The following is a 23,518-nucleotide window of genomic DNA, read 5'->3' as shown; positions in this document are numbered from 1 at the left end:
GCTCACACACGATGAGCGCGCCTTTATGATCGGAGCTGATCATGAATAACAACAACAACGACCAAAGCCTTACGCACATTGAAACCTACGGGGTCGAACAGATCCCGGACAACGAACGCACCGCAGGCCCGACGGACTTGTTCCGAATGATCTTCGGTGGTTCCAACACCTTTGCCACCGCCGTGCTCGGCAGTTTCCCGGTTCTGTTTGGCCTGTCTTTCCAGGCCGGCGCCTGGGCGATTGTGCTGGGCGTGTTGCTGGGCTCACTGATCCTCGCGCCCATGGGCCTGTTCGGTCCGATCAACGGCACCAACAATGCCGTGTCTTCCGGTGCTCACTTCGGTGTGCACGGGCGGATCGTCGGTTCGTTTCTATCGTTGCTGACCGCTATCGCCTTCTTTTCGCTCTCGGTGTGGAGTTCGGGTGACGCGTTGATCGGTGGTGCGAAACGCCTGATCGGCCTGCCGGAAACCGACCTGACCCTGGGCCTGGCCTATGGTCTGTTCGCGATTCTGGTGCTGACGGTTTGCATCTACGGTTTCCGCTTCCTGCTGTGGGTCAACAAGATCGCGGTGTGGAGCGCCAGCCTGTTGTTCCTGCTGGGCATCTTCGCGTTCGCCGGTCCTTTCGATGTGAACTACGCCGGGACCGTGAACATGGGTCAGCCGGGTTTCTGGGCAGCCTTTATCGGCGCAGCGCTGGTGGCAATGAGCAACCCGATTTCCTTCGGCGCATTCCTCGGCGACTGGTCGCGTTACATCCCGCGTGACACCTCCAAGCGCCGGATCATGGCGGCCGTGGTGATCTCGCAGATCGCAACGTTCATCCCGTTCCTGTTCGGCCTCGCCACCGCGACCATCGTCGCGATCAAGGCGCCGGACTACATCGCGGCGAACAACTACGTCGGTGGCCTGCTGGCCGTTTCGCCGAGCTGGTTCTTCCTGCCGGTGTGCCTGATTGCGGTGATCGGCGGCATGTCCACCGGCACCACCTCGCTGTATGGCACCGGGCTGGACATGTCCAGCGTGTTCCCGCGTGTACTGTCGCGGGTCAAGGCCACCCTGTTGATCGGTGTGATGTCGATTGCCTTCATCTTCATCGGACGCTTCGCGGCGAACCTGGTGCAGAGCGTGTCGACCTTCGCCGTGCTGATCATCACCTGCACCACCCCGTGGATGGTGATCATGATCATCGGTCTGCTGGTGCGCCGCGGCTTCTATTGCCCGGATGACCTGCAAGTGTTCACCCGCGGCGAGAAAGGCGGTCGTTACTGGTTCACCCATGGCTGGAACTGGCGTGGGCTGGGTGCCTGGATCCCGAGTGCCTTGGTCGGCCTGTGCTTTGTGAACCTGCCGGGGCAGTTCGTGGGTGTGCTCGGGAACCTGGCGGATGGCATCGACATCAGCCTGCCGGTGACCCTCGGCCTGGCCTCGCTGGTGTACCTGGCGCTACTGAGCCTGTTCCCTGAACCGGCTGCGGTGTTCGGGCCGAATGATCCACGCAGCAAGGGCACGGATTCGCTCGGTAAACCGGCGTTGCGACAAGCCGCCTGATTCGACACAAACGGTGGTGAACGGAACCTCTGTGGCGAGGGAATTTTGTGGCGAGGGGGCTTGCCCCCGTTCGACTGCGCAGCAGTCGCAATGCAGTAACGAGTTCTGACTAAAAGAACTGCGGTTACAGGTTCGGGGCCGCTTCGCGACCCAACGGGGGCAAGCCCCCTCGCCACAGCAAACTCCCTCGCCACAAAAGAGCGGCCTGATTGCCACATTGCTTTTCAGCCTCACCATAAAAAAGACAATCGGAGACACGCCAACATGGCATTGGATTTATTCGTCGTACTCATCTACGCCGCCGCGATGCTGCTACTCGGCTACTACGGCATGCGCAAGGCCAAGACCAACGAAGACTTTTTGGTCGCCGGTCGTAACCTCGGCCCGAGCCTGTACATGGGTACCATGGCCGCTACCGTTCTGGGCGGCGCCTCTACCGTTGGCACCGTGCGCCTTGGCTACGTCCATGGCATTTCCGGTTTCTGGCTCTGCGCGGCCCTCGGTTGCGGGATCGTGGCGCTGAACCTGTTCCTCGCCAAACCGCTGCTGAAACTGAAAATCTACACCGTTACCCAGGTGCTGGAAAAACGCTACAACCCGATGGCCCGCACCGCGAGTGCGGTAATCATGCTGGCGTACGCGCTGATGATCGGCGTGGTTTCGATCCTGGCCATTGGCACCGTGCTGCAAGTGCTGTTCGACCTGCCGTTCTGGCTGTCGGTCTTGGTCGGCGGTGGCGTGGTGGTGATTTATTCGGCAATTGGCGGCATGTGGTCCCTGACCCTGACCGACATCGTCCAGTTCATCATCAAGACCGTTGGCCTGATGTTCATCCTGTTGCCCATCTGCCTGTACCGCGTCGGTGGTTGGGATGAGTTGGTGTTGAAACTGCCTGCAACCGCCTTCAGCTTCACCACGATTGGCTGGGACACCATCATTACCTACTTCATGATCTACTTCTTCGGGATCCTGATCGGCCAGGACATCTGGCAGCGTGTGTTCACCGTCAAGAGCGCCAAAGTGGCTCAGGTCGCCGGCACATTCGCAGGCTTCTACTGCATCCTTTACGGACTGGCCTGCGCCCTGATCGGCATGGCCGCTCATGTGCTGATCCCAGACCTGGACAACGTCAACAACGCCTTCGCCGCCATCGTCAAACTGTCCCTGCCGGACGGTATCCGTGGCCTGGTGATCGCCGCAGCCCTGGCAGCCATGATGTCCACCGCCAGCGCCGGCCTGCTCGCCGCGGCCACCACCCTGACCGAAGACCTGCTGCCGAAACTGCGCGGCGGTAAAGCGTCGAGCTTGGGCATCAACCGCCTGTTCACCCTGCTGACCGGTTTCGTGGTGCTGGGTATCGCTCTGGTGGTAAACGACGTGATCAGTGCCTTGACCCTGGCCTACAACCTGTTGGTGGGCGGCATGCTGATCCCGCTGATCGGTGCAATCTTCTGGAAACGCGCAACGACCGCCGGCGCTATCGCCAGCATGGGCATGGGCTTCGCCACCGCGCTGCTGTTCATGATCAAGGACGGCATGGACGCCAACACCCCGATCTACTACAGCCTCGGCGTAGGTCTGGTGAGTTTCGTGGTGGTCAGCTTGCTGTCCCGTCGCCCTGCACTGGTGGCCAGCGCCGCCTAAGCTGAACATAACGACTTGATGCTTTCTTCGACGGGTGTGGCGTCGGTTGCCACACCCGTTTTTTTTCGTCTGGAGAAATCGTTTATGAAGATCGTCAGCCGCGATCAGTGGTTCGAGGTCAAACAGCTCAGCGACGGCATCCGCCTGATCCACGAGCCCTACATCCGCCCCTTCTACCGCTGCAACCTCTGGCACATTCAGGGCCGCGACAAGGACCTGCTGCTGGACAGCGGCTCCGGGCTGGTCAGTCTGCGCGAGCAATTGCCGTGGATCACCGAACGGCCGCTGGTGGCCGTGGCCAGTCACTGCCATTTCGATCACATCGCCGGCCATCACGAATTTGCTGAACGCCTGGTGCATCCCGCCGAGGCCGGCATCCTGGCGGCACCTGACGGCGAAAACGATTTAAGCCGGGCATTCGTCGGCGACGACATGTTCGAGGCTCACCCCGACTGCCCGCTGTGTTACGCCGAATACCGGGTCAAAGCCGCACCCGCCACGGGGTTGATTGAAGAAGGTGACGTGCTGGATCTGGGCAATCGCGTGTTGCAAGTGCTGCACACACCCGGGCATTCACCGGGCGGCATCAGCCTGTATGAGGCCGCGACCGAGACGTTGTTCAGCGGCGACATCATCTACGACGGGCCGCTGATCGAAGACGCCTACCACTCCAACCTTGATGACTACGCGCGCAGCCTGCAACGCTTGCGTGAGTTGCCGATCCGCACCGTGCATGGCGGACATTTCGGGAGTTTTTCCGGGGAACATTTGCGCAGCATGATTGACGAGTGGCAGCGCTCACATGCGTGAAGCCTGCTGTACTCAAGCGCAGGGAACAACAATACCGACGCCTTTGAAGAACTCTCATGGAAAGAGCCGACATAGATGCCGCTGTGCATCGTTTCATCAGCCGACTGCTGGAGCCTCAGCAAGACTTCGACGATAACGCCAGCCTGACGGAGTTAGGGTTGGATAAAGCGGACATCGAAGACCTGATCTTCCATCTGGAAGATGAGTTGGGGTTGACGGCATTTACGGCGGAGGAAGACTGGATGATCAAGACCGCCAGGACGGCGAATGACTTGAGTCGGTTTTTGATGGAGATTGGGCGGTATTGAGCATCATGGAAATGTCAAAGATCGCAGCCTTCGGCAGCTCCTACAGGTACGCGAACAAATCGCAGCATTGGCGCGACTCCCTGCAGGAGCTGCCGAAAGCTGCGATCTTTTGGACCTTGACGCGTATTACCGACGGCGCTGCTGGCGTCGACGCTGCTCATCGTCAGTGCGAATAGGCACAGGTTGCAGAGGCGGTTCGATCAAACCGAGTGCAACACCCAGGTCATGCAGCCAGTTTTGGATTTTCTCTTTCATGGTGCCCCCTTCAGGGTAGTGCCGAGCGGCTGAAATTCTGTAGCCCCTTCGCACTGATAATAGTCCGAAGTCCTACGCAATGCTCGGCAAAATCCGCAATGATCTGTTACTGAATTGATCCAAATACCTGACCATTCGTTCAGGCTATTGCCTGCGCCGGGATCGCTTCCGATGGAAAGACCGTCTGTTGCTGCTCTATCCACGCATTCAGATTGGCCCCGACCATGCCCTTGCGCCACATCAGCCAGGTCGTCGCGGTGGCGAACGGCTCGGCCAACGGGTGCACCGCCACACTTTCGCGGCCCGGCAGACTGGCCAGCATCGACTCCGACATCAGCGCCACACCCGAACCGGCAATCACGCACGCGAGCATTCCGGGATAGGACTCGATTTCCATCGCCCGGCCCATGGCCGCGTGATCGTGGGCGAACCAGGCTTCCAGACGCGTCCGGTAAGAACAACCGTGTCGAAAGGTGAACACCGAGCGCCCCTCCACATCCAGCGCGCTGCGCACCGGCGGATGATCGGCTTCGCTGATCAGCACCAGGCGTTCCTCGCGAAAAGGCACGCCATCGAGCCCGGCCAACTCCAGCGGGCCATCCACCAGCGCCGCATCGAGGCGACCGGTGAGCAAGCCTTCCAGCAGCTCACCACTGGGCCCGGACTGCACCTGCAGGTTCACCGCCGGGTAGGTGCGGTGATAGCGGGCCAACAGTTGTGGAAGGTAAATGGCCGCGGTGCTGTACATCGTACCCAGCACGAAATCGCCCGCCGGTTGCCCACCCTGCACGGCCGCTTGCGCTTCGTTGCGCAGGTTGAACAGCTTCGCGGTGTAGTCCAGCAGGACTTTTCCCGCAGGAGACAACTGCAAACGCTGACGCTCGCGCAGGAAGAGTTCTACGCCCAGTTGCTCCTCAAGCTGTTTAAGGCGTGTCGACAGATTCGACGGCACCCGATGCAAACGTTCGGCCGCACGGGTGATCGAGCCCTCTTCCGCCACGGCCTGGAAGATCCGCAATTGGCTGAACTCCACGACATTCTCCAAATCAGAACAAGTTACTCACTATTATTCATTTTTAAAGAAAGTCAATCAGTCCTAGCCTGACGGTCATTGATCCTCTGCCGGAACTCAGACTATGTCCCCGCTGATTCGCTTACTCGCCAGTTTTATCGCGCTCATGATGGCCATGGGCATCGGACGGTTCGCCCTCACCCCGCAATTGCCACACCTGCTCAGCGAAGGTCAGATCGACCTCACGGCCGCCGGTCTGATTGCCGCAGCCAACTACCTTGGGTATTTCGTTGGCGCCGTGGACGCGATGTTCTCCCGCAAACCCGAGCAAGTCCGGCAGCGGCTGCTGGGCGGTTTGTGGCTGTGTGTATTACTCACCCTCGCATCGTTCTGGGCCAATGGGTTCTGGGCGCATTTACTGCTGCGTTTCGGCACGGGCGTGGCCAGCGCCTGGGTGCTGGTGATGATCACTGCATTGAGCCAGCCACTGGCCGCTGCAGCCGGTCGACCTCGGCTTGGCGCAGTGGTATTTGCCGGACCGGGCCTGGGGATTTTTCTGACGGGATTGTTGGCCCTGGGCTCGAACCTGTTGGGTCAGACCTCCGCAACCTTGTGGCTGGTCTATGCCGGCGTTGCACTGGTGATGCTGCTGGGGATTTTGCCATTCCTGCCGCAACCGTCCGCCACCGTGGCAGTCGCCTCCAGCGCTGCCGGTTCGGGCAACCAGGAGATCGGCCGTTTAGGGGTGATCTACTGCTTGTACGGTCTGGGCTACATCATCCCGGCCACGTTCCTCTCGCAAATGGCCAACGCGCAGTTCCATGGCCAATGGCAAGCCGATCTGTTCTGGCCGTTCTTTGGTCTGGCATCGGCCATCGGCGTAGTGCTGGTGAGTCTTCGTCGTCACAACCCGAACGCCACCCGTCATTGGCTGATGGCAACGTTGTGGCTGCAAGCGGCCGGTGTGTTTGCCTGCCTGTTGGGCAGTGGGTCAGGCCTGGCGCTGGGGGTGATGCTGTGTGGCACGCCGTTTCTGGCCTGCATGCAGCTGGTGATGCAACGCTCTCGGGAACTGGCGCCCCACGCCACCCAACGCAATGCCGGACTGCTGACCGCATGCTTCGCCGTGGGTCAGCTCGCCGGACCGTTGCTGGCCGCGTTGAGCAGTCATTTCAGCGGTGGCTTGCAGCCGGCGCTGATCGTGGCGGGCAGCGGTTTGCTCATCGCGGGTGGGCTGTTGCTCCGTCCGGTCATTGCTGGCCGAGGGCTTTGCGCAAACGACGGCGCACCCACTGTTCAGCGCTGACAAACGTGATGCCGAGCAGCACCAGCACGGCACCGATGACAAAGTTGAGGCTCAGCGCTTCGCCCAGCAAGACCACGCCGAACGTGACGCCGAACAACGGCGTCATGAATGAAAACACCGCCAGGTTCGCCGCCAGATAGCGACGCAGCAACCAGAACCAGGTCAGGTAGCTGAAGAACGACACCACCAGTCCCTGGAACAGCACACTGGCCACCGCCACGGTGGTCAGGCTGACGTGGGTAATCTGGCCACTGAGCATCGCGATCAGCAGCAAACCGACGAAACCGACCATCAGCTGGTAGAACAACGTGAGCGTCACCGGTGCTTCCGACAGGCGCGAAGCGCGCACCACCACGGTGGTCGCGCCCCAAGCGGCGCCGGCCAACACGCCAAGCGCATCGCCCATCAACATGCGTCGGTCGAGGTTGTCCCACGACACGCCGCCGGCAAATGCGATGGCAATCCCAATGAACGCGAGAAAAATGCCCAGCCACTGGACGGGCCTCAAACGTTCACTCGGCAGCAGCCAGTGCACGCCCAGCGCAGTGAAGATCGGCGCCGTGTAAAGGAACACCGACATGTGCGCGGCCGTGGTCAATTGCAAGCCTTCGGAAATGAAGAAGAACTCCAGTCCAAACAGCGCGCCCGCCAGCAGTCCACCGCGCCACGTCTTGCCGACCTGATCCCAGCCGCCCTTCCAGCAAATCAGCAATCCTACAAGCAACGCAGAAATGCCCGATCGACCCGCAGCCTGCATGACCGGCGCAATGTCAGGCGCCGCCCATTTGATCATCACCTGCTGCACGCCCCAGATCAGGCACAACCCCATCATCACTTGCAGGGCAAAAGCATCGGCGCTACGCCGAGTGGCGCTCACCGGAACACCTCGTCAACACAATCCATGGCAATGACTCGACAGTTAAAGCAAAGGCTGGCGTGCAATCAGCTCAGTTCAATGCGATCGGCATGAATAACGATCTGACCATTCTTGTACAGCGCACCAATGGCCTTCTTGAAGTTGCCCTTGCTGACGCCAAACATGCTGGTGATCACCGTCGGGTCGCTCTTGTCGCTCACCGGCAGCGTGCCGTTGTTTTCGCGCAACTTGGCGAGGATCTTCGAGTTGAGGCTGGTGGCCGCTTCTTCGCCCACCGGTTGCAGGCTCAGGCTGATCTTGCCGTCGGCCCGGACTTCTTTGATGAAGCCCTTCTCTTCCTTGCCGGCGCGCATGAACTTGAAGATTTCGTTCTTGTGGATCAGGCCCCAGTGCTTGTTGTTGATGATTGCCTTGAAGCCCATGTCGGTGGCTTCGGCAACCAGCAGATCAACTTCCTGGCCAGGGGTGTAGTTGGCCGGGGTCTTGTCCAGATAACGGTCCAGACGCGCCGTCGCGGTGATTCGGCGGGTGTGCTTGTCGAGGTAGACGTGCACCACGACGTACTCGCCAGCCGTCATCTGACGCTTCTCTTCGGAATACGGCAGCAACAGATCCTTCGGCAAACCCCAATCCAGGAAAACACCGATGCTGTTGACTTCAACGACTTTCAAACTGGCGAATTCACCGACTTGAACTTTCGGCTTTTCGGTAGTTGCGATAAGTTTGTCATCGCTGTCCAGATAAATAAAAACGTTGAGCCAGTCTTCATCTTCGCTGGGAATATCTTTGGGAATATAACGGTTAGGCAGAAGAATTTCGCCATCCGCGCCACCGTCCAGATATAAACCGAAGTTAGTGTGTTTAACCACTTGCAAACTGTTGTAACGCCCGACTAAAGCCATTTCCAATACCCTCATTGCGTGGGCGGCATTCTACCCGTTTTTGCACGCTGCGTTCGACGCCCGGCCAGGCGGCCCTGGAAAAATCCTGTGAAGGTCTTAATTTTCCTGGGTTTTGTCGGACGCATCCGGCCACTCGTCAGGCCAGACTGCTGATTTTTGCCCCCGCAAGTCAGGCAGAAATCCATTTATCTGCACCAATGTTCTTATTTAAAACAGCGGGTTACGGGAAGATTTCGAATAATAACTTGCGATGAATCCTGCTTTTGTGATGTGTATTTCAGGGGGATATTTACCAAGCAATTGTCAAGTATTTCCTGTACGATGCGTGGCCAAGTTAATTTTCTACAGGTTAATGGCCGCCATGCGTGTAAAAGCATCCAACAGCAAAGCAAAGCCAGCTCCAGCCGTTGAAACCAGCGAATCGATCAACAACCAGATTGCTGCGTTCCTCAAGTCCGGTGGCGAGATCCAGCAAATTGCCAAAGGCGTCAGCGGCCAGACGTTCGGCCCGTCCAAGCAGATCACGCTCGGCAAAAAGTAACACCGTTACAAGACCCCTCGCATCACCTGGTCCGTAAGCGCTTTGAGCTTCGAAGCGCTTGGACTGGAACCCTCCCGCAACACCCCGATAAACACATCAATATTTCAAGAATCGACGAACGGCCTTCGATGCCGAGCATTCGCCGGTATGCTTGCACACGTCTAGATTAAGCGTTTCAGCAGTTTTTCGTTTCTGCTCCTCGCTGTCATGGAGTGACGCATGCTCAAACCCTTTCTGTTTTTATTCGTCGGCCTGCTGTCCTGTTCGGTGGCCAACGCGCAAATCTTCCAGCGTGAACTGGGGGACTTCGATCTCAAGCTCGGCACCACCCCCAGTCGCAGCATGGCCCAGGGGCTGGTCAAACCTTCGACCACCGGTTCCTTTCACGGCGGCCTCGACCTGAGCCACGACAGCGGCTTCTACTTCGGCCAATGGTCACCGAGCATGGGATTGAGTCCGGGGAACAACCTGGAAGTCGATTCCTACGTGGGTTTTAAACAGCCCTTCGATCAAACCCTCGGCTACGAAGTCGGAATGATCCGCTACAGCTACCCAAAAGTGGACACCCTCGACAGCCAGGAACTCTTCGGCGGCCTCACCCTGCTGGGCAGCCGTTTCGGCGCAGCCTTCAGCAACGACCCGGACAAACAGAACAGCACCGTGTTCGCCGATCTCGGTGGCAATCAACCGTTCGGCGTCGGGATCAGCATGAAATACACCACTCACCAGCTCAACACCCCGGTGTCGGTGGACGGTGGGTATGTAGGCAGTTTCACTGACTGGTCGTTGACACTGTCCCGGCCGTTCATGGGCATAGACCTGGACCTGATCTACAGCGGCTCAAGCCTCAGCGGCAGCGACTGCTCCGCCTATTCCGGGCGTAACAGTCAGTGCGACGGACTGGTCACCCTCAAGGCCGAACACGCGTTCTATTGATCGGCTGAACTGGCAGGCTCATCCTGCGTTCACATGAGAACCTACGCTTTCGCAAGGACTCGCCCATGTCGCGCTGGTTGAAGTGTCTCGCCGTCGTCCTCACCCTCAGTCTCGCCCTCGGCGCGTGCAGTCGCGTAGGCCTGGCCTATCGAAACCTCGACGTGATCATCCCGTGGACGCTCAGCGATTACCTGGACATGAACGGCGATCAGAAAGGCTGGTTCAACGAGCGCCTCAGAGAACACCTGAGCTGGCACTGCACTACGCAACTGCCGGGTTACCTCGGCTGGCTCGACCGTTTGCAAGCGATGGTCGAGACCAATCAGGTAACCGACACCGCACTGCAAACCCGCACCCAGGAAGCCAAACAAGCCATCGCCCAGACCGCGCGGGAAATCACCCCGTCGGCCATCGAGTTGTTGCAGGGGCTGGATGACAAGCAAGTCGCAGAGATGAACGACGCCTTTGCCAAGGACCAGCGCAAACGCCAGCAGAATTACCTGAAACCGTCCCTCGACCAGCAGATCAAGGAGCGCAGCGAGCGCATGGAAAAACGCTTGAATGACTGGCTCGGCCCTCTCAGTCCGACCCAGCAACAACGTGTCGTCGCCTGGTCGAATGCCTTGGGTGACCAGAACACGCAGTGGATCGCCAACCGAGCCCACTGGCAGAAGCAGTTCAGTGCAGCGGTTGCGCAACGCCAGAGTCCGGAATTCCCACAGCGAATCGAGACACTTTTGGTGAATCGCGAGAGTTTATGGACCGCCGATTACCGTAAGGCCTACGCCAATACCGAAGCACAGGCGCGAAGCCTGTTTGTGGATTTGATGGCCGGGAGCACACCGACCCAGCGAGAGCGGTTGTTGAAAAAGATTGAAGGGGTGCGCAAGGACTTCAATGATTTGAAGTGCCTTAAAGCCGCGCAACAAGCCTAAAGCCAACAAAACTCAAATGTGGGAGCGGGCTTGCTCGCGAAGGCGATTTAATATTCAACATCTCTGTCGACTATTACACCGCATTCGCGAGCAAGCCCGCTCCCACATTGGTAATCGGCGATCTTCAGGCAATCTGCGCCTTGGACGCCACCTCATCGAACGTCACTACATCCAGCGCATCTTCCTGCTCATCCAGCACCTGCCGCGGATGAGCATCGCCCGGAATGCTGCTGTCGATCAGGCTCAACAAACTCGAGCCACGCGGCGTCAGCATGTAGTTCGAACCGGTGCCGCCCAGCTCTTCTGGCCTGGATTCAATATAACCGCGCGCCAGCAGTAACTTTTCATACTCGCCGGCCACCGCTTTCAGGTGATCCAGGTTTTCAGTCTGCTCGCCCTCCGTGGCTTTCTCCGCCGCATACTGCTCGGCATAGGGCCGTGGCGTGAAGCTGGGGGCTGCGTTTTGCACTTCGTGCAGCAAGCGTTCGATCAAATCCCAGTTGTAAGTTGTCATCCTGATTCAACCTCCAAAGCCTGTGAGTGTGATGGCCTTCAAAGGCTGTGACCGGCGACGCGCGCAGCCGTTCAGCGCAGGTTTTGAACGGCACTGACCGGCGGTATGTCGAATTATGCACCGGTCAAACGACAAGGTAGTGTCAGTCACCTCCCCGCATTGCGCAGGAGAAAACCCGATGAACGTTCAGAACCATCCAATCGTGTCGCGAGAAGAATGGCTCGCCGCTCGCAAACAACACCTGACCCACGAAAAAGCCTTTACCAAGGAACGGGACAAACTCAGCGCCGAACGTCGCGCACTCCCGTGGGTGAAAATCGACAAGGACTATCGCTTCCAGGGCCCCGACGGCGAGCTGAAACTGGCCGACCTGTTCGGCGGCCGCAGTCAGTTGGTCATCTACCACTTCATGTTCGCCAAAGGCTGGGATGAAGGCTGCCCCGGCTGCTCGTTCCTGTCCGACCACATCGACGGCGCCAACCAGCACCTGGCACATCATGACGTGGCCGTAGTGGCGGTTTCCCACGCACCGTTCGCCGAATTCCAGGCGTTCAAACGGCGCATGGGCTGGAAATTCGACTGGGTGTCTTCGCAGGGCTGTGATTTCAACTACGACTTTGGTGTCTCGGCCCGAGCAGAAGATGTTGCCGCCGGCAAAGCGACCTACAACTACGAAAAATCCGACGGTGCCGAGGAAGAACTCCCAGGCCTTAGCGTGTTTTATCGCAACGAAGCTGGCGATATTTTTCACACCTACTCCACCTATGCCCGCGGCCTGGACATGCTGGTCGGCGCCTATAACTACCTGGACCTCATGCCCAAGGGCCGTAACGAAGAGGAAATAATGGATTGGGTAAGGCATCACGATCGGTATGAAGACAAGGCCTCTTCGAGCTGCTGCCATGGGGGATAGATCGCATCGCGAGCAAGAGAGATGTCATTGGTAGACGCTTGCGAGTGCAGCAGGCTGGGCGGTGAAATGAAAACGGGCGACCTCAAGGTCGCCCGTTTTAGCTTGTGCTGTCGATTACAACGGCACAGCTACTTCACCGGAATATACGAATACCCCTTCACCATGGCTTTCCCTTCCTTGGCGTCCCGCACCCGGACCATCTCGGCCGCGTACTCTTGCGTGTATTCAACGAAGTATTCCTTGCCCGGCTCGACCTGCAGGTTCAAGTACACGTTTCGCGGATGCGGGCGCGGTCCGGCTGAGACCTTATGCAAGCCCGGGCTCACCAGAACCCAGGAATAGTTTTTGTCATTGAGCCCCACCACGGCGCTGTCATTGATGCTGAACACGCTGTCATAAAAACTGCCTTGAATGACCTGGGTCCGCATCATGTAAACCAGCGCCTTGCCCTGCGGTGGCGCCGGAGGCTCGAAATACGGCTGGCTGGAGCGGGTGTGACCGCATCCGGTCAGCAACAGCATGAGCAACAGAACCGGGAGACTTTTCATGACTGCGCTCATTTGTTTTGCCCCAGTAACTGGTTGATCACCGGCCCCATCTTCTCCTCGACCGGCGCCACTTTCGACGGATCGAAGCCCCCCTCACCGGTCAGATGGTATTGACCAAAGCCGATTTGTTGAGCGCCCTTGAAGAGCCGGACACTGGCATCGGACAAGTACGGGGAAAAATCCCAGGAACGGATGGCGGTGTAAGTCAGACGGTATTCGCAACTGCTCGGGAGGGGGGCGACGTACAAGCGACTTTCGATGTTGTGCTTGCGCAAAAGCGTTTGCAGGCCATCGACGAAATCGCCCACCACCACTTTCGGGTTCTCTTCGATGCAGAGCTGAGAGATTTTGTATTGAGGAGCAACTGGCTCGACGTTGACGTTGGTGCAACCGGTCAATGCCAGTAGAAGGCTTGCCGTGACGGCCCTGAACAGCATGGTCGATCCTTGATTTTCGAGTAATAGCAAAATGATACCACCCTGCTAGATCGGCGTCCTTTCACGGTCAATTGACGGATTCGCTATCAACCCGTTAGGTGAACAAAAGATGCCTGCGCGCTGAACTTTCTCCTGACCTCAACCCTCAACCGGATAACCCGCCTTAACCGGAACCGAGGCCCACCCCCATGAAAACCCTGCTCAAACTCACCCTCGCCGCCACCCTCGCTTGCGCCCTCCCCGCCTGGGCCTGCACGCCCGAGGAAGCCACCGCCAAACGTGAACAGCTGGCCAAGGAAGTCACCAAGCTCACGCAGCAGAATCCGAAGAAAGCCAAAGAGATCAACGATGAGTTGCAGAAGATGGATCTGGGCACGGCCAGCGCCGATCTGCCGGACAAGTGCCAGTTGATCGATCAGCGTTTGAAGGAGTTGGGATCGGCGGAGAAAAAAGCCGAAAGTTGATCTGTAGGAGCCGGCTTGCTGGCGATTCGGTTAACCCGATATAACCGCGTTCACCAGGATCGCCAGATCAAGCCGGCTCCTACAATGGATCGCGTTCCAATTCCGGGGCGTAAAAAAACCGGACCTGGGTCCGGTTTTTTTATGGGATCGCTACGGCGCCTTATTCAGCAGCCGGCGCTTCCGGCTTGCGGCGCTTCAGAGGAGCCATGCCGTCCTTGCTGACCAGCGACAGGGCGTCGGTCTTCGGGCGGTTGGCGATCTTGCGTTTGGTCGGTGCCTTGGCGCCGGTTTTCTTCTTCTCTCCCTTGGCGTCGACCTTTTTCTTCTTCACGCCAACGGCTTTGCCCGAAGCCTTGACCTTTTTCGGCCCGCCGTAGGTGCCTTTGACTTCCTTGATGGTGCGGCGCTCGAAGCTCTGCTTGAGGTAACGCTCGATGCTCGACATCAGGTTCCAGTCGCCGTGGCAGATCAGCGAGATGGCCAGGCCATCGTTGCCGGCGCGGCCGGTGCGACCGATGCGGTGAACGTACTCGTCGCCACTGCGTGGCATGTCGAAGTTGATCACCAGGTCGAGGCCGTCAACGTCGAGGCCACGGGCGGCAACGTCGGTGGCAACCAGGATTTTCACACCGCCCTGCTTCAGGCGATCGATCGCCAGCTTGCGGTCTTTCTGGTCCTTGTCACCGTGCAGGACGAACGCTTTGTATTCCTGCGCCACCAGGCGGCCGTAGATGCGGTCGGCCATGGCCCGGGTGTTGGTGAACACGATGGCCTTCTGATAGGTCTCGTTGGCCAGCAGCCAGTTCACGATCTGCTCTTTGTGCTGGTTGTGGTCAGCGGTGATGATCTGCTGACGGGTGGTCGCATTCAGATCGCTGACGTTGTTCAGCTGCAGGTGTTCCGGGTTGTTCAGGACCTTGGCGACCATCTCGCGCAGGCCCGAACCGCCCGTGGTGGCGGAGAACAGCATGGTCTGCTGGCGATTGGTGCACTCTTCCACCAGACGCTGCACGTCTTCGGCAAAGCCCATGTCGAGCATGCGGTCGGCTTCGTCGAGCACCAGCACTTCAACTTCTTTCAAGTCGAGGTTACCGGCGTTCAGTTGCTCGATCATCCGGCCCGGTGTACCGATCAGGATGTCCGGCACCTTGCGCAGCATGGCGGCCTGAACCTTGAAGTCTTCACCGCCGGTGATCAGACCGGACTTGATGAACGTGAACTGAGCGAAACGCTCGACTTCCTTGATGGTCTGCTGGGCCAGCTCGCGGGTCGGCAGCAGGATCAGGGTCTTGATGCTGACGCGGATTTTCGCCGGGCCGATCAGACGGTTGAGGATCGGCAAGACGAAAGCGGCGGTTTTGCCGCTACCGGTTTGCGCTGTCACCCGCAGGTCACGCCCTTGGAGCGCCAGCGGAATAGCCGCTGCTTGCACAGGCGTTGGCTCGACAAATTTAAGCTCGGCCACGGCTTTGAGCAGGCGTTCGTGCAGGGCGAATTGGGAAAACACGGGTGCTACCTCGAAGAAATACAAAAAAACAGCTGCATAGGGTAACGGTTTCGAGCGCGAAGGCCGAGTTTCTTTATGCAAACGACCGTAAACAGTGGCTTTTTTGTTGCCTCTTTTGTCCTCAAACGTCATCCAAAGCGTCTTAAATGCTCTAATCGCCCCGACGCGTCCTATAGAAGAACGGTTTTACTCATGGATATCAAACAGCTCTGGCTCAACGTCCAAGACCTTTGGGGTGCTCTCGACCAGCATCCGCTCCTGCATTCCAGCCTGGCGCTGATCCTGCTGCTGGTGATTGCGCTGGTCCTCGGACGAGTGGCGCGTTACCTCATTCTGCATGCGACCAAAATGCTCGGTCGCCAGCCGGCGTTGCACTGGGTCAACGATTTTCGACACAATAAAGTGTTTCATCGCCTGGCGCAGATGACACCCTCTCTGGTGATCCAGTTCGGCCTGCATCTGGTGCCGGAGTTGAGCAAGACCAGCCTGAATTTCCTCGGCAATGTCGCGCTGGCATTCACCATCCTGTTCCTGCTGCTGGCGGTCAGTGCCCTGCTCAGTGCATTGCTGGACATCTACGCCCGCACCGAACACGCCCGTACCCGCTCGATCAAAGGCTACGTGCAACTGACGAAAATGGTGTTGTACGTGTTTGGCGCGATCATCATCGTCGCCACATTGATCGACCGCTCGCCACTGTTGCTGCTGTCGGGTCTGGGCGCCATGTCGGCGGTGATTCTGTTGGTCTACAAGGACACCCTGTTGTCGTTCGTCGCCAGCGTGCAGCTGACCAGCAACGACATGCTGCGGGTCGGCGACTGGATCGAGATGCCGCAAGTCGGCGCCGATGGCGATGTGGTGGACATCACGCTGCACACGGTCAAGGTGCAGAACTACGCGTGAGCTTACGCGGTTTGACAGAATTCGTGAGTTGAACTTGACTGGACAGCACCTATAAAGAGGGTGCTGTCATGATTGATCTTGACTCGAAGCCATCCGGACGCTACCACAAGGTGGCGCTTAAAAATGTTCAGATCTGGGAGCCTTGCAGCGAAGAGGACTCCACTGAATGGCTCCCGCCGATAGACAAGAATACCCCTTTCTCAAAGGGCTACCCCATTCGCCGAAAGCCCTTGTTCCCTCCCTCCATTGATCGTCTCCATGTGATCGTCCAGCCTGATGGTGCTCTGTGGCTGGAGGGCTGCCTCTATCTGTTCTGGTGCAACTATGTGAAAGCACTGAAGCACTCGACGATCGCAAATACTGCGGGTGACCTTTCAGACTTCATGAACAAGCTCCTCGACGGGGAGCGGGATTACAACGACTTCTCAGGTTTGAAGGTTCATCGCCCGACCTACTATTACAAGTCGGAACTGAAGCTCGAAATTGCGCGAGGCTCTCTGAAACGCAAACCAGCTAATAGAAAGATTTCGAACACAGTAGGTTTCTATAATTGGAAGCTAGAAGAACGAGACTTCAAACCCGAGGAGGAGATGTGGAAACCAGTCGTGAAACACAGGCGCTATACTGACATACATGGTGTATCTCAGATCAAAGAAATTCACACCACCGATCTTTCCTTCAAAAACGCAGAATCGATCTCTACAGGTCGATTCCTCAGAGATGGAGGAAAGCTCTTTCCCATAGATAGAAAGAACCAAGATAATCTTATCAAGGCACTAACCGATCTCGAAAACCCCGAGATGTTGCTGGCACACATTGTTAGCTTGACCACCGGTGCGCGTATTCAATCAAATTTAACCCTCCGCCACAACAGCATTCAACCTGGCGTCGGTGCTGAGGATGACCCTGCGAAGTACGCGCTTTATTACATCAAGATGGGTGAAGGAACCCCGGTTGACACCAAAAACAGCAAGCCGCAGTCGGTAGGGATGCCGGCATGGGTGCATCACCTCTTGTACGTATATATTAATTCCGACCGGCACAAAGCTCGGTGCGCTAAATCACCTATCACAGATGACGGCGGGCAGTATGTATTTCTGACACGATCAGGTCGACCTTACTATATTGCTGATGCTGATAGGAAACTCTTCAACTTTAGTGCTGAAGCTGGATCAGCTATTCGGCAATTCGCTAATAAAATCAAAGAAAGGCTTAATGAAATGAACGCATATTTTTCTTATAGCTTCCACGATCTTCGCGCAACATTCGGCATGAATCTACTTGAAGACTACATGAAGCAAGTAAAGGACGGAAAAATGAACCAGATAGAACTTCTATCGCTTTTACAAAGAAGACTAAACCACGAGGACATAAACACGACATTGGCATATTTGAGATATCGGGAAGAGCACCCGCAATTGGCTCAAGCCCAAGATGAGTTCGAAATTCATCTTGAAACATTAATCCGAAAGGAAATGGCCAAGCATGACCAAAAACGAACGGGAAAATTATCACCTTGATGTTACACGTCTATCAATTGACGAGCTCCTTGTCGAGCTTTCACAACGACCGACTGAATGCATCATTCTTCAATGCACAAGCAACCGACGGATTGACATCGGCTCGCTTTGTTATCTTGAAAGAGATTACAAGACGAAAAAAATTCCGAAACCCGTAGGCACACGCTCACTATCCATCATTCGATCTGCATTGATTCGTGAGTGGTGCGTCGAAAATATTTCCAGATGCAAAACCGAATCAAGTGGTGAAACTCTCTTCACCAACGCTGAGGAATTTGCTAACTTCGCCAATTGGTGTGACGACGGCGAGCACAGCGATTTCCACTCTGGCGAACAGCAATACAAGAACGCTCTGGATGCTTACACGCAGCATCTTGTCATCTCTATGCAAAGTGAAAATGGCATACAAACGCTGCGCGGCAACCGATTGCAATCAGCAGCAATCAAAAATGCCACACTCTTCTTTCCCAATTCAACTATCAATTTCCTGAACGACCTGCCAATCATTTTTCACAGCGCAGGCGATAAAACGAAGGGCGAAAAAACTATCACACCTTCTGAGCAGGAGATGGGGGAGTACTTGGCTTCCTGTCAATATATGTTCGATGGGCTGACCGACTTTGTCCTGAAAGGTCTTCCTTTTCCGCATAGGATGCCATACCGCGATATAGAAGCGCTTTTGCTTCCTACCGAATACCCAATATCCACAGCAGCCATTATTGCTAACTGTTCCAAAGCTCAGAACAGCATTGCCTGGAATTACCTATCCGGCACCCTCCGCACTCTGAATGAATGCAATGTGCTCTATCCAAAAATGCCACATTATGTAATTAGAGCTTTTGTGGAAGCACGAAAAAATTTACAGAAATCTAATGATAATTTACGAGCCCCCAAACGGCTTTGGATTGGCAATATTGCACAAATGGCATTCATTCCGCTTTTTGTTGCTAATTCTGCCATTAATGAGTCGCAACTCAGAAAGCTGACTTGGTCAGCCGACTACGAAATTACTAATAGCGAAAATGCTGGATTTGTCGTCATTAAAGGCCGCGCGGGCGACTTAGAGCAGTCTTTTGAAGTCAAGAAGACGTTCATCAAGCATTTCAAAAAATATTTGAAACTGCGCGAATATCTATGCGGAGACAAAACTCGTAACCTGTTATTTTTGAGGTTTACTTGGAGTAAGCTTTTAGAATCACCGATCGCAACCGCCCCAGTCGAATATTTCAATGTAAGGATGAGATTTTTCATTGACCCTGAATTTCGAGGACTCACATACCGACAGCTGCGAAAGTACAAGCCTGTATACCTTCTATCCAAGAAATACAGCGTGAGCGTAGTCGCCGCAATGATTCAAAGCAGTGGTGAGACAACTTTGAAATATTACGCCGAGGCAGAAGAAAAAACAGCTATTGACGAGATCTCAGCAACTCTAAGTTTTATCATTGCTATTTTGGAGAAAGAGTCGTCGACCGATACGCCTAGCGGCAGCTGCGGAGGTGGAACGTCGTCTGAAGTTGAAACACCTCCAGACCAGTACGAACCCAATTGCCGAAATTTCGTTGGCTGCATCTACTGCAAAGAATTTCGTCTGCATGTGGATGAAGAGACGATTCGGAAAATTCTGAGCATGCGTTATGTCACGGCGGAGCGGCTGAACTCTTGCAGCGATATGGATCAATTTCAAGCTTTGCACGGCAAAGCCCTTGAACGTATAGACACTCTCATCTCCGATCTCATTAAGGTCAAACCCGAAGCCAAGCCGATGATTGATCGAATTAGAAATGAGATTGAGCAATACTGCATGTTATCCCCGTATTGGGAAATGCTCTATCACCGCTTGCTTAAACTCAAGGTGATCAAATGAAGCCGAAAAAACAAAAAGCCAGTAAAAACATTGATAATGTAGATGAACGCTGGGGTGGTCTTCCCACCGAACCGGAGCAGCTGAGCACTGATGCGTATTGCGGCATGTCTTTTGCCAGACTCGGGCCAGAAACGATCATATCCCGATCAAACGATGGCAAGGTATTGAGTCGACTGAAAGATGACGAGTGGATACTCCTTAATTTCGCATACAGCGTAGTTGATAATCCAAACTTTAATTTTCTACCTTTATACAGAAAATGTGATTTCAGTTTTGAAAATGCGTTGCTTTGCAAAAAGATTTTTGTCATGCGCATGTTTACCCCAAGCTATGGCAGGGCTAAGCCGCTGCGAATTGGCACAATGCATGCGAGCCGATATTTAATTATCAAAATGGCTCAGTACTGCGGCGACAACAATTTAAAAATCACAGAAATTTTCAGTTCTGTCGAAAAATTTCGAGCTTTCCAAGAACCGCTACCGAAGTTGATGAGTCGAACCTTAATCGCACTGGTCAGGAATCTGAACACGCTTACCGGCCAGGATCGTGGCTTTAGTATCGACGGCCAGATTTTACCATATCTGAGAAAAATATCCCGAGACTTCAAACTTGATGGCCAGCAATTTCCAATTATTCCTAGCCGCATCCTACTTTTCAAATATCAGCAGTACAATTCGTACTTGGACGATTTCATTGAGTACTACCCAGAAATCCGTGCTCTCCTAAGTAGAGCCGCAGAGAATCCATTTTATGGAAAGGGGAAAGATAGCCACTTCAACCCCAATAGCCGAGGATTTAAGGCCTCACCGGAACAGCTAGCAGCCCACCGTCAGAGCCCCATCAGTTTCGCTGATGCAGTTCAGGAAAACTCCTTGGGAGCTCTAGCTTCCAAATACAATTGGGGAAGGATCACCAACATACTGTCATTTGTCAGCGAAGTTTCCCATTGCGCTAAAAACCTAGTGCATTTATATACTCTCATGCGCGATCACGAGGTGAAAAGCATTAGCACTAATTGTTTGACGCCTGTTCACGGATGGAATAACGATGCACTGTACATTGCTGGAATTACAACCAAACTGTATGGCGTGAAAAAACCCAGGAAATGGATTACTACCGACGCAATTTTGAAACCAATCGATGTGCTTGAAGAAATTTATAAAATACTTTCACCGTACGTACACAACCCAGAAAAATACTTGCTGATTTCTGTGGCATCGCACCCTGCCTCGGGAGTAAAGGCTGCTAAAGACAATTTAATCAAGGGAGAAGCCATAGAGTCCCGGCTGCCTGAAATCCTGATCGCTGAGACAGACATTCAGGAGCTTGAGGCCGTCGATCCATTGAGAGACTGGCGAGGCGATCCACGCTTTCAAGTCGGGAAACCTTGGAGGATTTCCAGCCATCAATTTCGCCGTACTATGACCGTGTTTTGCGCTCAAACCGGGCTTATTACTCTGCCGTCTTTGAAGAGGTTGCTGGGGCATCTGACCAGAGTCATGAGTCTTTATTACGCCAAAGGATGCGAAGCGCAAAATTTTAATTTCAGCCTCATCAACCCTGGTTTGGCGAAAGAACTTAGAGAGGCGAAGGCTGAAGCTGACGGAGCAATGTTCATCCGCGAGGCCTTGCAGACAACGGAAAAACTCTACGGAATGAAGGGATCTACAATCATGGAGCAGCGATCAAACCCAGCTTGGTTTGATCGAGCATTGAACGAAACCTTGAAACTGGTCAAACAAGGCCTTGCCGCGTATACCGAAACGCCACTTGGTGGCTGCGCATCCCCGGTACGTTGTGATAAACGTGCTCACGGAAACTTTTTCAGTTGCCCAGGTTGCCGTCATTTGGTAGCAAAGGAGTCTGTGCTGAATGATACCTTGAACTTGATGGAGTTTGACCTAGCAGAACTCGATCCGAAGAGCATGGAGTACAGGGTTGAAAAGCAGAATCTTGCTGACTTTATTGAGCTGCGCGAAAGGATTATTGCCAAGTCGCCCTGAGCCATCAACGTGAAAGGAATGTGCATACCATGAGTGATAAAAACGAAGCACCAGTTACTCTAATGGTTTACTACGAGGCGTTGAACCGCCTTGTAGCTGGAAAGCCCATTAGCGTTTCAAAAGGTACCAAAATATCTGTCACATCCGTCGCCGTCGAAGCGGGCAGAAGTCCTGGTAGCATCAAAAAACAGCGGTCTGTTTTCGCTCCGCTGATTCAAGAAATCCATATACGTGCGAAGGAGCAACAAGAACGAAGCAAACCAGGCGCTTCACAGGTACAACAGGCCAAGGAAAAAGCTTCGAAGGCCAGGGAGGAAGCCTCTGGATTCAAAGCGAAATACGAGGCGGCATTGGCTAGGGAGCTTATGCTTTTGATTGCATGGGACGAGTTGACACAAGAGCTTCGCAAAGTCGCTAAAGTGGTTTCGATCAAGCCTCCGAGCCGGCCCTAAACTTCAATCAGCTGCTCCGCCCAATGATAGCGATAGAGACACTCATCAGCTTAATGAGGTGCTTATGGACGAATCTCCTTACAAGCAGCATCGAGAAATGCTGCTCACCGGGTGCTCCCCCGTTGCCTGCTGCTTGCAGGAGTTTGCGATTTCTATGTTCGCGAGCTACCGCTTTAAATTCAGCTCCGGATGCCTTCGTACATTTGATGCTGAACAGCTCGGTATCTTTGAAGAGATGGCCACATCGTTCCAACGACATGGTCACAATGATCCGGACTTTGTAGAGGTCTGCAGGGCAATAATTGAAAAAAGGACGAAGGCCGCAAGAGACAATCTCGCGCTGCTAATGAGATATCAGGCCTTACAAAAAAGCGGCACACCTCCAGATGAGTACCTGGCGTCGCTGAAAACCTACCAAATGCAGCACAAGGTCAATCGCGAGAAAGGCTATATCGATACGGATTATCTGATGCACCCATCTGTAGCCCCTGAAGCTGAACTTGGTAGCTGGTACTTCGAAATACTGTAGTGCCGGATAACCATCAAGCTCAACCACCAATTCCTGGTGCCGTGAGCGTAGCTGGATCACTTAACCGACGATCTGTACTAGGTTCAGCAGAGCTGCTACCCATCAGGACTACTCTCATCAACAACCTACGCACGTACCATGGTGACTCGCAATGGAAACCCAATCTCCCCACGAGAAGAAGAAAATAAAAACTAACCTTTTTCAAATGTGGGAGCCATTTCGTCAGTCCTTGATCGAAGAAAACCGTTTCTACCTTGAACAAGGGAAAAAGAAGCTCCTTTCACAATTCGACAATATGGAGCAGGAAGCTGATGAGGCGGGAAAGCGTTGGCTAGAAAGTCATTCGGTTAATTTCGACCCAGACCGCCATGATCCAGGCGACTTCGAGGAGAGAGCGTACGACGAAAGCGTTGAATACTATCGACTGCTGGGTGAAATGAGAGATCAGATGCGCCTGAGCCTCATTGCCGGGATGTTTCATGAGTGGGATAAAACATTGCGTGGCTGGCTAGTGAAAGAAATCCGGCACTGGCATATAGGAGAAAATGTTTCACAGAGGGTGTGGTCGGCGAGCTTCGACGAGATCGCAGCCTTCTTGGACTGCATGGGCTTGGCCAGCCAAAACTCAAGTTATCTGAAAAGACTGAGTGCGTTTCGATACGTGATCAACGTATACAAGCACGGTGATGGTTCGTCTCTTGATGCCCTGAAAGCAAACCTTCAGGAATTCCTGCGAAACGTTCTGGCACAGTACGTTCCCGTGGACACAGACTGGTTAGACC

General features: G+C 54.9%; 23 protein-coding genes and 2 pseudogenes. 17 read left to right on the top strand and 8 right to left on the bottom strand.

Features of this window, described 5'->3' with window-relative positions; all coding sequences use genetic code 11:
* The first annotated feature begins 41 nt into the window (after positions 1-41).
* From PMI01S_RS28375 to PMI01S_RS28360, 4 genes are all read left to right on the top strand, one after another.
* The gene (locus PMI01S_RS28375) at positions 42-1,553 is read left to right on the top strand and encodes a purine-cytosine permease family protein (RefSeq protein WP_084323390.1); all 1,512 of its coding nucleotides are present in this window, start codon (positions 42-44) and stop codon (positions 1,551-1,553) included.
* A gap of 264 nt (positions 1,554-1,817) precedes the next feature.
* Positions 1,818-3,197 (top strand): sodium:solute symporter family protein, encoded by a 1,380-nt coding sequence (locus tag PMI01S_RS28370; RefSeq protein WP_084323389.1) that lies wholly within the window; start codon positions 1,818-1,820, stop codon positions 3,195-3,197.
* Positions 3,198-3,281: 84 nt separating this feature from the next.
* Positions 3,282-4,007 carry an MBL fold metallo-hydrolase gene (locus PMI01S_RS28365; protein WP_084323388.1) on the top strand — a complete coding sequence of 242 codons (726 nt, stop codon included), beginning with the start codon at positions 3,282-3,284 and terminating at the stop codon, positions 4,005-4,007.
* Between the two features lie 56 nt (positions 4,008-4,063).
* A complete protein-coding gene (locus PMI01S_RS28360) occupies positions 4,064-4,315 on the top strand; it encodes a phosphopantetheine-containing protein (RefSeq protein ID WP_084323387.1) in 252 nt (83 codons plus the stop codon).
* Positions 4,316-4,441: 126 nt separating this feature from the next.
* Here PMI01S_RS28360 and PMI01S_RS32160 read toward each other — a convergent pair whose 3' ends face one another.
* Positions 4,442-4,570 carry a PA1414 family protein gene (locus PMI01S_RS32160; protein WP_007914492.1) on the bottom strand — a complete coding sequence of 43 codons (129 nt, stop codon included), beginning with the start codon at positions 4,568-4,570 and terminating at the stop codon, positions 4,442-4,444.
* 139 nt (positions 4,571-4,709) lie between these two features.
* Entirely contained in the window at positions 4,710-5,603 is an 894-nt protein-coding gene (gene ptrR, locus PMI01S_RS28355; RefSeq protein WP_084323386.1) for a putrescine utilization regulator PtrR, read from the bottom strand.
* A 103-nt stretch (positions 5,604-5,706) separates the two neighbouring features.
* On the opposite strand from ptrR, the gene PMI01S_RS28350 reads away from it, so the two are divergent.
* The gene (locus tag PMI01S_RS28350) at positions 5,707-6,888 is read left to right on the top strand and encodes an MFS transporter (RefSeq protein ID WP_084323385.1); all 1,182 of its coding nucleotides are present in this window, start codon (positions 5,707-5,709) and stop codon (positions 6,886-6,888) included.
* Here PMI01S_RS28350 and PMI01S_RS28345 read toward each other — a convergent pair.
* Together PMI01S_RS28345 and PMI01S_RS28340 are read right to left on the bottom strand one after the other, a co-directional pair.
* The gene (locus PMI01S_RS28345) at positions 6,833-7,765 is read right to left on the bottom strand and encodes a DMT family transporter (RefSeq protein ID WP_084323384.1); all 933 of its coding nucleotides are present in this window, start codon (positions 7,763-7,765) and stop codon (positions 6,833-6,835) included. The genes PMI01S_RS28350 and PMI01S_RS28345 overlap by 56 nt on opposite strands.
* Positions 7,766-7,830: 65 nt before the next feature.
* The gene (locus PMI01S_RS28340; protein WP_084323383.1) at positions 7,831-8,667 is read right to left on the bottom strand and encodes a CvfB family protein; all 837 of its coding nucleotides are present in this window, start codon (positions 8,665-8,667) and stop codon (positions 7,831-7,833) included.
* A gap of 352 nt (positions 8,668-9,019) precedes the next feature.
* Between PMI01S_RS28340 and PMI01S_RS28335 the strand changes: the two genes are divergently transcribed.
* The 3 genes from PMI01S_RS28335 (at position 9,020) to PMI01S_RS28325 (ending at position 11,079) form a co-directional block, all read left to right on the top strand.
* Positions 9,020-9,208: a PFL_1563 family small protein gene (locus PMI01S_RS28335; RefSeq protein ID WP_017337097.1), complete on the top strand. Its 189-nt coding sequence runs from the start codon at positions 9,020-9,022 to the stop codon at positions 9,206-9,208.
* A 219-nt stretch (positions 9,209-9,427) separates the two neighbouring features.
* Positions 9,428-10,144, top strand: coding sequence for a TorF family putative porin (locus PMI01S_RS28330; RefSeq protein WP_084323382.1), 717 nt, complete (start codon positions 9,428-9,430; stop codon positions 10,142-10,144).
* A gap of 65 nt (positions 10,145-10,209) precedes the next feature.
* Complete coding sequence (locus PMI01S_RS28325; protein WP_084323381.1) at positions 10,210-11,079, top strand: DUF6279 family lipoprotein; 870 nt, start codon at positions 10,210-10,212, stop codon at positions 11,077-11,079.
* Positions 11,080-11,203: 124 nt separating this feature from the next.
* Here PMI01S_RS28325 and PMI01S_RS28320 read toward each other — a convergent pair whose 3' ends face one another.
* Entirely contained in the window at positions 11,204-11,593 is a 390-nt protein-coding gene (locus tag PMI01S_RS28320) for a transcriptional regulator (RefSeq protein WP_084323380.1), read from the bottom strand.
* Positions 11,594-11,771: 178 nt separating this feature from the next.
* Between PMI01S_RS28320 and PMI01S_RS28315 the strand changes: the two genes are divergently transcribed.
* Positions 11,772-12,506, top strand: a complete 735-nt coding sequence (locus PMI01S_RS28315) for a DUF899 domain-containing protein (RefSeq protein ID WP_084323379.1) — start codon at positions 11,772-11,774, stop codon at positions 12,504-12,506.
* A gap of 128 nt (positions 12,507-12,634) precedes the next feature.
* On the opposite strand, the gene PMI01S_RS28310 is transcribed toward PMI01S_RS28315, so the two are convergent.
* Positions 12,635-13,054: a DUF2846 domain-containing protein gene (locus PMI01S_RS28310; RefSeq protein ID WP_084323378.1), complete on the bottom strand. Its 420-nt coding sequence runs from the start codon at positions 13,052-13,054 to the stop codon at positions 12,635-12,637.
* Between the two features lie 8 nt (positions 13,055-13,062).
* Entirely contained in the window at positions 13,063-13,491 is a 429-nt protein-coding gene (locus PMI01S_RS28305; protein ID WP_084323377.1) for an Sbal_3080 family lipoprotein, read from the bottom strand.
* A 188-nt stretch (positions 13,492-13,679) separates the two neighbouring features.
* Here PMI01S_RS28305 and PMI01S_RS28300 point away from each other — a divergent pair, with 188 nt between their 5' ends.
* Entirely contained in the window at positions 13,680-13,955 is a 276-nt protein-coding gene (locus tag PMI01S_RS28300) for a hypothetical protein (protein WP_084323376.1), read from the top strand.
* A gap of 160 nt (positions 13,956-14,115) precedes the next feature.
* Here the strand turns inward: PMI01S_RS28300 and PMI01S_RS28295 are convergent, their stop codons facing one another.
* Complete coding sequence (locus PMI01S_RS28295; RefSeq protein WP_084323398.1) at positions 14,116-15,462, bottom strand: DEAD/DEAH box helicase; 1,347 nt, start codon at positions 15,460-15,462, stop codon at positions 14,116-14,118.
* Between the two features lie 192 nt (positions 15,463-15,654).
* Here PMI01S_RS28295 and PMI01S_RS28290 point away from each other — a divergent pair.
* The 7 genes and pseudogenes from PMI01S_RS28290 to PMI01S_RS28260 form a co-directional block, all read left to right on the top strand.
* Positions 15,655-16,359: pseudogene (locus tag PMI01S_RS28290) on the top strand (mechanosensitive ion channel domain-containing protein); the annotation flags it as partial.
* 74 nt (positions 16,360-16,433) lie between these two features.
* Positions 16,434-17,885, top strand: coding sequence for a site-specific integrase (locus PMI01S_RS28285; RefSeq protein WP_084323374.1), 1,452 nt, complete (start codon positions 16,434-16,436; stop codon positions 17,883-17,885).
* Positions 17,851-19,752 carry a hypothetical protein gene (locus PMI01S_RS28280; RefSeq protein ID WP_084323373.1) on the top strand — a complete coding sequence of 634 codons (1,902 nt, stop codon included), beginning with the start codon at positions 17,851-17,853 and terminating at the stop codon, positions 19,750-19,752. Before PMI01S_RS28285 ends, PMI01S_RS28280 begins: the two co-directional genes overlap by 35 nt.
* A complete protein-coding gene (locus tag PMI01S_RS28275) occupies positions 19,749-21,755 on the top strand; it encodes a site-specific integrase (protein ID WP_235864402.1) in 2,007 nt (668 codons plus the stop codon). Before PMI01S_RS28280 ends, PMI01S_RS28275 begins: the two co-directional genes overlap by 4 nt.
* 29 nt (positions 21,756-21,784) lie before the next feature.
* The gene (locus tag PMI01S_RS28270) at positions 21,785-22,207 is read left to right on the top strand and encodes a hypothetical protein (RefSeq protein WP_084323372.1); all 423 of its coding nucleotides are present in this window, start codon (positions 21,785-21,787) and stop codon (positions 22,205-22,207) included.
* A gap of 64 nt (positions 22,208-22,271) precedes the next feature.
* A complete protein-coding gene (locus tag PMI01S_RS28265) occupies positions 22,272-22,736 on the top strand; it encodes a hypothetical protein (protein ID WP_084323371.1) in 465 nt (154 codons plus the stop codon).
* A gap of 151 nt (positions 22,737-22,887) precedes the next feature.
* Positions 22,888-23,518, top strand: a pseudogene (locus PMI01S_RS28260) (hypothetical protein); the annotation flags it as partial.

It is taken from the genome of Pseudomonas migulae NBRC 103157, from assembly GCF_002091715.1.
GTDB lineage: Bacteria > Pseudomonadota > Gammaproteobacteria > Pseudomonadales > Pseudomonadaceae > Aquipseudomonas > Aquipseudomonas migulae_A.
Note: the sequence above shows the minus strand (reverse complement) of the source record. Positions and strands in the feature narration are given on the sequence as shown.